We start from the raw sequence: 11,985 nt of genomic DNA on the forward strand, positions 1-11,985 counted from the left end.
GGCCCGGCCGTCTCGACGTCACCCCTTGACCGCGATCCCCGCCACCTCGAAGCGCGCGCCGAACAGCAGCGTGCCCGATCCGAGGAAGGCGCGGGCGGGCGGAGCCTCGTTGAAGTACTCGCGGTACACGCTGTTGAAGGCGCCGTAAAGCGAGACGTCCGAGCAGAAGACCTTGACGCTGACCAGGTCGTCCATCGTCATGTCGGCCTCGGCGAGCACGGCCTGGATGCCGTCCATGACGTTGCGCGCCTCCTGCTGTGCGGTCGCCGGCGGCCGGCCGGTCTCCGGGTCCATGCCGAGGCGGCCCGCGACGTAAAGCGTGTCGCCGGCCAGCACCGCGTCGCTGAACGGCGCGGTCGTGGTGCGGCCGGGCAGGTTGATGGCGCGGGGCGAGGAATCCTGCGTGGCGTTCAACGCGGCCACCACGCCCGAGAGCAGTGTGCCGATCACGATGCCGGCGACGAAGACGAATCCGTTTCCGCGAGTCCTCATGGTCTCCTCCTGATGCTCTGGCGCTGTCGTCTAGGCGCCGGTCAGCAGTACCGTCGATCCGGTGGTCCTCCGCGCCTCCAGGTCGCGATGGGCCTGCGCGGCGTCCTCGAGCGCGTACGTCTGGTTGACCTCGATCCGCACGGCTCCACTGCCGACGACGTCGAACAGCTCGGCCGTCGTTTCCTCGAGCTCCTGCCGCGTCGCCGTGTAGTTCGCCAGGGTCGGACGCGTCAGGAACAGGGATCCCTTCTGGGCCAGAATCGCCGGCCTGAACGGCTCGACGGCGCCCGACGCGTTGCCGAAGCTCACCATCAGCCCGCGCGGCTGCAGGCAGCGCAGCGAGTCGTCGAACGTGTCCTTGCCCACCGAATCGTAGACCACCGGAACGCCCTTGCCGCCGGTCAGTTCCTTGACGCGGTCGACGAAGCTCTCCTCCGTGTACACGATCGGATGATCGCAGCCATGGGCCTTCGCCAGCTCCGCCTTCTCGCGGGTGCCGACGGTGCCGATGACCGTGGCGCCGAGGTGCTTGAGCCACTGGCAGGCGATGAGGCCGGTGCCGCCAGCGGCCGCGTGAAAGAGGACCGTCTCGCCCGGCTGCACGGCATGCGTGCGCCGGACGAGGTACTGCACGGTGCAGCCCTTCAGCATGACCGCCGCCGCCTGCTCGTCGGTGATCCCGTCCGGGATCTTCACGAGGAACCGCGACCCGATGATCCGGCGCTGGGCATAGCTGCCGAGGCTCATGCAGTAGGTGACCCGATCGCCGACGACGACTTCGGTTACCCCATCGCCGACGGCTTCGACCACGCCGACCCCTTCGTTGCCTATGGTCAACGGGAACGACGGCGCCGGGTACAGGCCGATCCGGAAGTAGACGTCGATGAAGTTGAGACCCGACGCGGTCTGGCGGATCACCGCTTCGCCCGGCCCCGGATCGGGGACGTCGACGGCCTCCCAGCGCAGGGCTTCAGGGCCGCCGTTTTCGTGAATGCGAATCGCGTGAGTCATCGATGGCTCCGAGCTGGACGGATGGGTTCGACGGGTTGCTGGCCGATCTTAGCAGCCGGAGGGCATCGAGGCCGTTCGGGCAACGACCGACGAACGGTCACGGAGGCGGTCTCCGCCATCGCCCGACGCAGAGCCCACGACCTCATTGCGCTACCATAGCCGCACACATGGCCACCAGCACCGGCGCGTTCGACGCGCACCACCCGCCGTCGTCCGACCTGCTCGCCGACTGCGTGCACTGCGGCTTCTGCCTGCCCCCGTGCCCGACCTACGCGCTGTGGAGCCGGGAGACCGACTCGCCGCGCGGGCGGATTCACCTGCTGAAGGTGGCGACCGAAGGCAAGGCGGCCATCACGGCCGAGTTCGCGCGACATTTCGACACCTGCCTCGGCTGCATGGCGTGCGTGACCGCGTGCCCCTCCGGCGTGCAGTACGACAAGCTCGTGGAAGCCGCGCGGCCGCAGATCGAGCGGGCCGTGGAGCGTCCGGCAGGCGACCGGCTGTTCCGCCGGCTGATCTTCTCGCTGTTCCCCTACCCCGGCCGCCTGCGCTGGGTGGCGCTGAAGCTGTGGGCCTACCAGCGGCTGGGGATTCAACGGCTGGTGCGCGCCAGCGGGTTGCTGAATCTGCTCCCTGCGCGGTTGCGCGCCATGGAGGCGGTGGCGCCAGCCATCACGTTCGGCGGCATCTGGTCGTCGCTGCCGGGAGTGATCCCGGCGCAGGGCTGGCGCCGACGACGGGTGGCCCTGCTGCTCGGTTGCGTGCAGCGGGTCTTCTTCAGCGAGGTCAACGCCGCCACGGCGCGCGTGCTCGCGGCCGAGGGCTGCGACGTGGTCATCCCGCAGGCGCAGGGCTGCTGCGGCGCGTTGATGATGCACTCCGGCCTCGAGAGCGAAGCCGAGACGATGGCGCGGCGCTTCATCGACGCGTTCGAGCCGGCCCTGGCCGGCGTGGACGCGATCGTGATCAACGCGGCCGGCTGCGGTTCGACGCTGAAGGAGTACGGGCATCTCCTGCGGGACGATCCGCGGTACGCGGCGCGCGCCGCGGCGCTAGCCGACAAGTGCCGCGACGTCTCGGAGGTGCTGGCCGAGCTCGAGCCGCGCGCCCCGCGACACCCCATCAGGATGCGCGTGGCCTACCACGATGCCTGTCACCTCCAGCACGCTCAGGGAGTGAGCGCCGAGCCGCGCCGGGTGCTGGCCGCGGTGCCCGAGCTGGAGGTGTGCGACGTCCCGGAGGGCGGGCTCTGCTGCGGCTCGGCCGGCATCTACAACCTGGTGGAGCCGGAAGCGGCGGGCGAGCTGGGACAGCGGAAAGCCAGGAACGTCCTGTCGACCGGAGCCGATGCCATCGTGTCGTCGAACCCGGGCTGTCTGCTGCAGCTCGGCAGCGCGCTCGAGCGCGAGGGCCGGCCGTTGCGAACGATGCACCTGGTCGAAGTCATCGACGCGTCGATCCAGGGGCGTCAGGTTTCCGTGTAGCTACCCGGCCAAGCGTCTGCGCCGAACGTGCCGACTCCTGGAGGGTTGGTGGGCGGCAGGCGGAGGCCACAGCGCGACCGCAGCGGTCGCGTTCGGCGACGCTCTCCGGGCTACAGACCGCCGGGGCCACGGCCGGGGTTCAGCAGGCCGGCCGGATCGAACTGGCGCTTGATCGCCATCATCACCCGCATCCCGTCGCCGATCGCCCCCCAGGCATCGATGCGTTGCCGCAGCGCCGCGTCGCCCCTGCGGATTACCGCCGAACCGCGGCCGATCGGCAGTCGCTCGCGGAGAGCGGCGATCAGACCCGCCTGCGCTTCGAGGGGCCCGTCGAGGCGCAAGTCGACCACCCCGAGTCCGGCGCGCCCCCCCGCCGCCATCTCGATTCCATCCTTCGCCGCGCGGTCACGCAGCCAGACGAGCGTCGGGAACAGCTCCGCGGGCGCCGTGCTCAGCTTGACGAGGGTCCCGCCCGGCGACCAGTGCGCCGCGTGCCGGCCCCAGGCCGCCCGCTCCTCCTCCCCGCCGAGCACGGCAGCGGAACCGCGCTCGCCGACGATGGCGCAGGCCGCCTCCGCCTGCTGGGCGACGGAGGCCTCGACCGACTCGAAGCGCGCCAGCAGACGCGCCGGCGCCCAGGCGACCTCGATCGCCGTCGGCGTCAGCGACGAGGCGGCGAGATCGGCGGCGACAGGCGTCGCATCCTCCAGGGAATCGACCGTCACCTCCACGGTACGCGAGGCCGGCGGCGCGGGCGCGAGCTTGAAGGTCGCGGTGAGGATGACCCCCAGGCAACCGAAGGAGCCCGTCAGCAGGCGCGCGAGATCGTAGCCGGCGACGTTCTTGACGACGATGCCGCCGGCCTTCGCCGTTCGGCCGTCCATGCGGGCTATCGTCACGCCGATGATGGAGTCGCGCGGGGCGCCGTGGCCGTGGCGATGGGGACCGCTGTCGTTGGTGGCCACGATGCCGCCGATGGTCGCCCGCTCCGGCCACGGCGGATCCCAGGGAAGGCGCTGGCCGTGCGTTCCCAGCGCCGCATTGACCGACCCCAGGGGCGCTCCGGCCTCCACCGTCGCGGTCAGGTCGCCGTGCCGATGCTCCAGAACCCTCGAGAGCCTGGCAGTGGAGAGCGACAGGTCCACGGTCCCCCCGGGCGCCCCCCACTGCTGCTTGGTTCCACCCCCGGAGACCCGCACCGAGAGCCCTTCGGACGACGCCCAGGCGAGCGTCGCAGCCACGCCCTCGCCCGTCCCCAGCGCGGCCACCAGGCGCGGCTGTACGCCGTCGACAGCGTCGTCATCGCCCCCTGCGCGCACGGCGGCGCCTGGCCCCGCCCGCCCGGCAAGCCGAGCGAGCAGCGCGGCGGTCGTCGCACCCGGCATCAAACGCGCTCCGCCAGACCCGCTGCCTCGGCCGGATGCCTCCTGTACGGCCCGGGCACCTCGCCGCACAGTCGCGGCGTCGGAAACACCTTGCCCGGGTTGCAGATGTAGCCGGGATCGAAGGCGCACCGCACGAGCTGCATCGTGTCGAGGTCGCTCTCGCTGAACATCTTCGGCAGGTGCTCGGCCTTGTCGGCGCCCACGCCGTGCTCGCCGGTGATCGAACCGTCGGCGTCGAGGCAGTAGGTCAGGATCTCGGATGCGACCTCCTGCGCGAGATCGGCCTGCCCCGGAATCCGCTCGTCGTAGCAGACCAGGGGGTGGAGATTGCCGTCGCCGGCGTGGAACACGTTGCCGATCTTGAGACCGGATCGCTCCGACAGATCGCGGATGCGGCTGAGCACCTCAGGGAGCCGGGTGCGCGGGATGACGCCGTCCTGGACGTAGTAGCTCGGCGAGACCCGCCCCATCGCCGCGAAGGCGGCCTTGCGGCCCTGCCAGAAGCGCGCCCGCTGCTCGGCCGTGCGCGCGATCTGGATCTCGCTCGCGCGGGCCTCGTTGCAGACCTCCTCGACGCGGGTGAAGAGCGCCGACACGTCCGCCTCGGCGCCGTCGAGCTCGACGATCAGGATCGCCTCGGTCTTGGGGAAGTTCGGGTGGACCGCCGCCTCGGCCGCCTCGATCGTCACCCGGTCCATCATCTCCACCGCGGCGGGAATGATCCCGGCCCCGATGATGCCGGACACCGCGTTCCCCGCCGCCTCCGTGGAGTCGAACGCGGCCAGCAGCGTCTCGACCGCGGCCGGCTTGCGCAGCAGATTGAGGACGACCTTCGTGACCACGGCCAGCGTGCCCTCCGACCCGACCAGCACCCCGAGCAGGTCGAGCCCGGGAGCATCGAGGGCCGGACCGCCCAGGCGCACCAGCTCGCCGTCCGGCAGGACCGCTTCCACCCCGAGCACGTGGTGCACGGTGAAGCCGTACTTCAGGCAGTGCGCGCCGCCGGAGTTCTCGGCGAGGTTGCCGCCGATGGAGCAGATCACCTGGCTCGACGGATCGGGCGCGTAGTAATAGCCGGCGCCCGCCACCGCCTTGCTGACGTCGAGGTTCATCACGCCCGGCTCGACCGTGATGCGGCGGTTCGGAATGTCGACGTCCAGGATGCGGTTCATCCGCGTCATCACGATCAGCACGCCGTCGGGATGCGGCATCGCTCCGCCGGACAGGCCGGTCCCCTGACCGCGCGCCACGAACGGGACCTTGTGCTCGTGGCAGAGCCGTACGACGCGCTGCACCTGTTCGGCCGAGGTGGGCAGCACCGCTACGCCCGGCTTGGAGCGCAGCTTGACGAGGCCGTCGGTCTCGTAGGTGAGCAGCTCGGCGTCGTCGCGCACGATGCCGTCCGGCCCGACGATGCGCTCGAGCCCGGTGATGACGTGGCTTTCCATGTCGTTCGATCCCTTCCGCGCGCCGGGTTCCGGCCCGCTGCAACTCGTCGGGTCCGCCGGCGCCGGCCGGTGAGGCGGCGCCTGCCGTCCGTTCGGCGTCCCTTCCGTTACGGCCGCGAGTACTGGTCGATCACGCGCGAGATCGCGCGCTGGCAGACCCGGCAGAAACCGACCGGGTTGCGCGTGAACATGATGCAGTCGATCTCGGACCGGTAGAGCCCCGTCGGTTCGTACGAGGCGCCTTCGAACGCGCCGACCTTCCCGGCGTGCGGCATCGCGGACAGCGCGGCCGTCTCCCGCTCCATCTGCTCGGTGAAGAGGCGGTCCATCTCGCTCTCGGGGGCGCCGGTTTCGCGCAGGTCGCGGCGCACGCGCTGGGCCGCCGTGCTCCCCGCCTCGAAGGCCTCCTTGTCCCACGGTGTCGGCAACGGCGTGTCCGCGTCGACGAGGTCGCCCCACTTGAGATTGTCGGGGTCGTGCAACGCGGTGACGTTCGGCTCCCACGGCTCCGGGTGATAGGCGGCGCCGGTTTCGTAGGCCACGTCCGACGTGTAGTACTCGTCCGCCAGCCCGGCGAAGTGATGGCCGAACTCGTGGATGAAGACGTACTCCGCGAAACCGGTGTCGGCCGCCACAGTGGCCTGGAAGTTGAATATCCCGCCTCCGCCGTACTGCTCCTCGTTCACGAGGATCTCGATGAACTCGTACGGCGCGGCGGACGCGGCGTCCCGTAGCGCCCGATTGTCGTAGGTCAGCAGATAGCGTTCCGAGTCGAAGATGTTGTACTCGACCGAGAGCGGTGTGCGCCGGAATTGGCCGGCGCGCGGACGGCTGACCCCCGACTCCGCCGACGGAAGATCGATCCCCCACACGTTGAAGTCGTTCTTCCGGCTCAGGAACGGCTCCTCCTCGAAGAGCGCGTCGGTCAGCCGGGTCGCGCCCGACCGGAACTTGTCGAGCTCGTCCTCCGTGTATCCGTCGCCCAGGATCAGCAGATCGACCTTCTCCTGCGGAGGTCCGCTCGTGAACAGCGGCCAGACCTCGCCGGCCGGCGCGCGGGCGGTCGGATTGACGAAGCGCGAGCCCGGATCCACGACGGTCGACCAGATCTCGTGAAAGCTGTTCTCGGCGTCGCGCACCTTCAGCACCACCTGCACCGGCCGCCGCGGCCAGGGGAACCGCAGCGACTCGTGGAACGTGCGATGGATCTCCCGCGATTCCGGCGTCGTTTCCCACTCGCCGTAGATCGAGGCGAAGCCGCGCGAATAGATCACCCGGTTCGTCCGGCGGTCGATCACCTCGAACAGGTACTTGCCGAGATTGAGATCGTCGACCAGCCGGGTGCGGCTGCCCGCCCACGGCCCATCCGAAACCACCCGGTCGAGCGCGAAGATCTCCGTGCCGCGCCCGCCCGAGTGGAAGTAATCCACGCGCATCGTCCTGTCGATGAAGTGCGTGTCGAAGCCTGCGGCGCCGGACGCGGCCTGGCCGACCGCTTCTCGGCGTCCGGGCGCACCGCTCCCGGATGCCAATCCGATAGCCGCCGCGCAGGCGGCCAGCGCGACCGCCGCCGACGCCTTGAACCACGGCCGCCGCCCTTGCTTGACGTGCATGCCGCACATTCTACCGCCGTTGACACGTACCCACCGCGGGTGTAGAACGGGTATCGACACCGGCCGCAGCAGCCCGTTCGCCACCATACTCAGAGAGCACATGCGCGACCACCGGACGTCACGCGCGCTCTTCGTTCTCGTCTACCTGCTCTCCGGCGCGGCGGCTCTCATCTACGAGGTGGTCTGGGCCCGGCTGCTGACGCTGCACATGGGCAGCACGGTGACCGCCGTGGGCACCGTCCTCGCCGCCTTCATGGGCGGGATGGCCGGTGGCGCGATGCTCGCCGGACGCGTGACCCCCGGGCTCGACCGACGACAGGCGCTGCGGCTCTATGCGGCGCTCGAGGCGGCGATAGCCGCGGGCGCGGTGCTCGTGCCGCTCGCCTTCGCCGCTTTCCGGCCTCTCCTGGCTCTCGCGTACGCGGACGGCGGCAGCGTGTGGTTCGGGCCGATCCGGGTTCTCACGAGCCTGACGGTACTCGCCGCTCCGGCGGCGGCGATGGGAGCCACGCTGCCGTTCGCGGTCCGTTGGTTCGTCGGTCCCACGGCGAACCGGGGCAGAGAAACGGGGGCGCTCTACGCGGCCAACACGCTGGGTGCGGCGCTGGGAGCGGCGGGCGCCGGGTTCGTGCTTCTCCCGTGGCTCGGCCTGACCGGTGCGGCCCTCTTCGCGGTGATCCTGAACGCCGCCTCCGCGGCCGGGGCGCTGGGGTTGGCGGCGTTCGGGAGCGACGCGGCCATCCCTGCCGGAGCCGCCATGACCGCGCCCCGGCAACGGCAGAAGCCGCCTCACCGGACTCGCGGCCGGCGTGCAGCCGCCGCTGCCGCCAACGGCGAGGGCGAAGCAGCAGACGGGCCCGTCGCGGTCGCCCCCGGCCGCGCCTGGCGCGTTCCCGCGGCGCTGGCGCTCTCCGGTTTCGTCGCCCTCACGTACGAGGTCGCCTGGACGCGCGTCCTCGCGCTCATCCTGGGTCCGACCACCTACGCGTTCAGCGCCATGCTCGCGACGTTCATCGGAGGGCTCGCCGCGGGCTCGGCAATCGGCGCGTGGCTGGCGCGGTGGCGGGGACAGCAGGTCTTCTTCCTCGGCTTGACGCTGATCCTCGGCGCCCTGGGCGGCTTCGGCGCACTGCGCTTCATCGGACCGGCGACGCTCGCCATGGCGCGCGCCGTCGATCAGCCCGACGTGGCATTCGCGGCGGTGCTGGCACTCCAGGTGACGTTGGCGGCAGGACTGCTGCTCCCGATGACCCTCGCGCTGGGAGCGGCCTTCCCGTTGGCGGTCGGCGCCACCGCGCAACGGCCCGACGCGCTGTCGAGCCAGGTCGCCGTCGTCTACACGGCCAACACCTGCGGCGCGATCGCCGGCGCGCTGCTGGCGAGCTTCGCGCTCGTGCCCCTCCTCGGTCTCCAGCAGACGGTGCTCCTGGCCGGCGCCCTCTCCGTCGCCGGCGGGTGCCTGCTGCTGCTGGCCGCCCGGGTGACCGGCATCCCGCGGGTGGCCGCCGCCGCCGCCGCGCTGGCCGCGGTCGGCGTCGGGTGGACCGCGCCCGACTGGAATCCCAAGCTGATCTCGGGTGGGGCCTACAAGTACGCGCCCTTCCTTGAAGTGCCCGACCTGCAGACCGGCCTCGAGGAGGGCGACGTTCTCTTCTACGCGGAGGGCGCCGCGGGAACCGTATCGGTCCGGAGGTCCGCCGGCAGGGTGGCGCTGGCGATAGACGGCAAGGTCGACGCCTCGAACGGGGCCGACATGCTGACCCAGAGCCTGCTGGCGCACCTGCCGCTACTGTTGCATCCCGACCCGACCGACGTCGCCATCATCGGGTTGGGCAGCGGCGTCACGCTCGGCGCCGCGCTGCGGCATCCTATCGAGCACGCGGACGTGCTCGAGATCTCGGCCGAGGTGGTCGAGGCATCGGCGTTCTTCCGGACCGAGAACCACGGGGCTCTCGATGACCCGCGGACCCGGCTGATTCTCGGGGACGGCCGCTCCCACATGCTGCTCTCGTCGCGAAGCTACGACGTCATCGTCTCCGAACCGTCGAATCCGTGGATGGCCGGCGTATCGACCCTGTTCACGAGGGAGTTCTTCCAGGCGGCCCGCGATCGCCTGCGTCCCGGGGGCATTCTGTGCCAATGGGCGCACACCTACGACATGAGCGATGCCGACCTGCGCTCCATCGTCGCCACCTTCCTGGCCGTTTTTCCGGATGGCGCGATGTGGCACGTAGGCCAGGGTGACCTGCTGTTGATCGGTAGTCTCGACCCGATCGATCCCCGGCTGCAGGCCGTCGCCGAGAACTGGCAGCGGCCCGGCGTGGCGACGGACCTGGCCGCCGTCGGGATCCAGAATCCGTTCAGCGTGCTGTCGCTCTACGTCGGCGGCGGGGACGTGCTGCAGCAGTACAGCGGAGGAGCGCGAATCCAGACCGACGACCGCAACGCCCTGGAGTTCTCGGCCCCGCGAAGCATCCTCGGCGGCAACCGCATCCCCCAACCCGACCTGGACGAACTGCGCTCCCTCGCCGCTCGCCATCCGGCGCCGCCGGCGATCCGGACGGCGCTGGCATCCGCCACGGCCGACCAGTGGCTCGATCGCGGCCGGATGCAATTGCGGGCGGCCGCTTTCGACGTGGCGTACGAGGACCTGTCGAGGGCCGCCGACATGAACCCGGCGAACCCCGCCATCCTGCAGGAACTCGCCCGCGCGGCCGGCGGGAGTCAGCGGCAACAGGAGGCCATCACCCTGCTAGATCGACTGTCCTCCACGATTCCAGCCGAACCGATGCTGCACATCGCACGCTCCCGCCTGCTCGCCTCCCTGGGCGCCATCGACGCCGCCGTCTCTGCGGCGGAGCGCGCCGTCACCGTGGACCCGGCAAGCATCCCCGCGCGCGAGCAGTTGGCGTCCCTCCTGACCGACGCCGGCGACGCCGCGCGTCTCGCACCGATCGTCGCTTCAATGGCGCGCGACGCCCCGCAACATGCGGACACCCGCTACTACGCCGCGGCTCTCCCCTTCCTGCGGCAGGACTTCGAGACCGCCGTGCTGCTCGGAGAGCAGGCGATCGCCGCCGACCCGACGGACGCGAGAGCCCAGAATCTGCTTGGCGCCGCCCTTGCGAGCCTTGGGCGATTCGACGCCGCCCGCACCGCGTTTCAGGAGGCCGAGCGGGCAGCCCCGCAGGACGCCAGGACCCAGGTCAACCTCGGCCTGCTCGATCTCCGCTCGGGCAGCGCACAAGACGCCGTGCAGCATTTCGCCGCGGCCCTCGCTCTCAATCCCAACTCCCCCGGCGCCCTGACCGGTCTCGCCGACGCCCTCGAGCGCCAGGGCCAACTCGACCGCGCCCGGCGCCTCCGGGCCCGCGCCCGATAGCCGCGCTCCCCCCAGCCGAACGGCGACCCGGCCGGCTAGTCACTGACGGCAAGCTCTCCAGGCACGATCGGCCGCGTCCGCGGCAGCTTGCCGCGATACGCAAGCAACCCGACCAACGCCAGCAGCCCGCAGAACACCGCCAGCTTCAGCAGGTTCCCCGTCGCGTTCAGCGGCAGGACTCCCCACAGCAACCACAACACGGGCTGCGCGAGGCACACCGCCCAGAGCGAACCGTAGAAGAAACGCCGCTCGTGGCCCTCGCCCCGCGTCGACGCCTTCACCCGCGGCAACCAACCCACCGCTCCCAATGCCCAGACAGCGCCCACAATCGGAAAGTAGCCGGCCTCGTAAACCGCGCGCATGCGCCACTCGCCACTCGCCACCGCCCATACCAGACCCGCAAGATTCAACAGCGCGAACGACAGAATCGCGCCCCACGCAAACGTATAGCACACCCTCCGATACACCGGATTCGGCCGATCCTCCGTGAACCTGATGATGTACGGCCGCGGCTCCACGCCCGGCAATCTCCCCCGCAACCCCGCCACACCCGTTCCGACCAGAACCAGCCCCAGCCATCCACCCATCCGCACGTCGAACCCGTTCGCGAACAGATCGAACGTCAGCGGCCCCGGCACCAGAAAGAACACCCAAATCCAGATAGGCCAGTGCGCCAGTCGGTACAGCACCGTGTTCCGCGCGCGAATTCTCCGCTCGCTCGCCCATTCCACCGGAATCCCGCGACCGTCGGTACGACCCTCGTCCCGCGTCATGTCCCCTTTCCACCTGCAACGACCGTCCACAAAAGAGAACGCCCGGACTCGTAATTCGAGTCCGGGCGTCGTGTAACTCCCGGCAGCGACCTACTCTCCCACGAGGCTGCCCCCGCAGTACCATCGGCGGAAGAGGGCTTAACTGCCGTGTTCGGCATGGGAACGGGTGTTTCCCCTCTCCTATGACCACCGGAAAACCGCAGCAAACGAACACCCGCCGACCTCGAGACATCTCGAAGCCGCCCGACATCCGTTGCGTGTATCAAAGAGCGGCACTCCGTCGCGCCTTCAACTGAATACCCTACAAACGGCAGCTTCCCTGACGTTCGAGCGAAAGAATATGGTCAAGCCTCACGGCTGATTAGTACCAGTAAGCTCAAGCTCTCGCAAGCCTTAC

At 70.3% G+C, this 11,985-nt stretch carries 8 protein-coding genes and 2 rRNA genes; 2 read left to right on the forward strand and 8 right to left on the reverse strand.

Annotated elements, in window-relative coordinates; genetic code table 11:
• Positions 1–18: 18 nt before the first annotated feature.
• Both F4X11_06240 and F4X11_06245 read right to left on the reverse strand, forming a co-directional pair.
• Positions 19–492, reverse strand: a complete 474-nt coding sequence (locus tag F4X11_06240) for a RidA family protein (GenBank protein MYN64614.1) — start codon at positions 490–492, stop codon at positions 19–21.
• 30 nt (positions 493–522) lie between these two features.
• Positions 523–1,503, reverse strand: coding sequence for a quinone oxidoreductase (locus tag F4X11_06245; protein ID MYN64615.1), 981 nt, complete (start codon positions 1,501–1,503; stop codon positions 523–525).
• A 167-nt stretch (positions 1,504–1,670) separates the two neighbouring features.
• Here F4X11_06245 and glcF point away from each other — a divergent pair, with 167 nt between their 5' ends.
• A complete protein-coding gene (glcF, locus tag F4X11_06250; GenBank protein ID MYN64616.1) occupies positions 1,671–2,987 on the forward strand; it encodes a glycolate oxidase subunit GlcF in 1,317 nt (438 codons plus the stop codon).
• 110 nt (positions 2,988–3,097) lie between these two features.
• Here the strand turns inward: glcF and F4X11_06255 are convergent, their stop codons facing one another.
• The 3 genes from F4X11_06255 to F4X11_06265 form a co-directional block, all read right to left on the reverse strand.
• Positions 3,098–4,372, reverse strand: coding sequence for an FAD-binding oxidoreductase (locus tag F4X11_06255; protein MYN64617.1), 1,275 nt, complete (start codon positions 4,370–4,372; stop codon positions 3,098–3,100).
• A complete protein-coding gene (locus F4X11_06260) occupies positions 4,372–5,820 on the reverse strand; it encodes an FAD-binding protein (GenBank protein MYN64618.1) in 1,449 nt (482 codons plus the stop codon). The genes F4X11_06255 and F4X11_06260 overlap by 1 nt, the downstream gene beginning before the upstream one ends.
• Before the next feature lie 107 nt (positions 5,821–5,927).
• Positions 5,928–7,433 (reverse strand): peptidase M64, encoded by a 1,506-nt coding sequence (locus F4X11_06265; GenBank protein MYN64619.1) that lies wholly within the window; start codon positions 7,431–7,433, stop codon positions 5,928–5,930.
• On the opposite strand from F4X11_06265, the gene F4X11_06270 reads away from it, so the two are divergent.
• Positions 7,267–10,815 (forward strand): tetratricopeptide repeat protein, encoded by a 3,549-nt coding sequence (locus tag F4X11_06270; protein ID MYN64620.1) that lies wholly within the window; start codon positions 7,267–7,269, stop codon positions 10,813–10,815. The genes F4X11_06265 and F4X11_06270 overlap by 167 nt on opposite strands.
• A gap of 35 nt (positions 10,816–10,850) precedes the next feature.
• Here the strand turns inward: F4X11_06270 and F4X11_06275 are convergent, their stop codons facing one another.
• The 3 genes from F4X11_06275 to F4X11_06285 form a co-directional block, all read right to left on the reverse strand.
• Positions 10,851–11,588 carry a hypothetical protein gene (locus F4X11_06275; GenBank protein MYN64621.1) on the reverse strand — a complete coding sequence of 246 codons (738 nt, stop codon included), beginning with the start codon at positions 11,586–11,588 and terminating at the stop codon, positions 10,851–10,853.
• 77 nt (positions 11,589–11,665) lie between these two features.
• Positions 11,666–11,782, reverse strand: a 5S ribosomal RNA gene (gene rrf, locus F4X11_06280).
• Positions 11,783–11,928: 146 nt separating this feature from the next.
• Positions 11,929–11,985 (reverse strand): 23S ribosomal RNA (locus F4X11_06285); the annotation flags it as partial.

Source organism: Acidobacteriota bacterium (assembly GCA_009861545.1).
Taxonomy (GTDB): Bacteria; Acidobacteriota; Vicinamibacteria; order Vicinamibacterales; family UBA8438; genus WTFV01.

Bases quoted from the DNA above. Each gene is read 5' to 3' on its own strand.
- F4X11_06240 (MYN64614.1), bottom strand. From the start codon at position 492: ATGAGGACTCGCGGAAACGGATTCGTCTTCGTCGCCGGCATCGTGATC.
- F4X11_06245 (MYN64615.1), bottom strand. From the start codon at position 1,503: ATGACTCACGCGATTCGCATTCACGAAAACGGCGGCCCTGAAGCCCTG.
- glcF (MYN64616.1), top strand. From the start codon at position 1,671: ATGGCCACCAGCACCGGCGCGTTCGACGCGCACCACCCGCCGTCGTCC.
- F4X11_06255 (MYN64617.1), bottom strand. From the start codon at position 4,372: ATGCCGGGTGCGACGACCGCCGCGCTGCTCGCTCGGCTTGCCGGGCGG.
- F4X11_06260 (MYN64618.1), bottom strand. From the start codon at position 5,820: ATGGAAAGCCACGTCATCACCGGGCTCGAGCGCATCGTCGGGCCGGAC.
- F4X11_06270 (MYN64620.1), top strand. From the start codon at position 7,267: ATGAAGTGCGTGTCGAAGCCTGCGGCGCCGGACGCGGCCTGGCCGACC.
- F4X11_06265 (MYN64619.1), bottom strand. From the start codon at position 7,433: ATGCACGTCAAGCAAGGGCGGCGGCCGTGGTTCAAGGCGTCGGCGGCG.
- F4X11_06275 (MYN64621.1), bottom strand. From the start codon at position 11,588: ATGACGCGGGACGAGGGTCGTACCGACGGTCGCGGGATTCCGGTGGAA.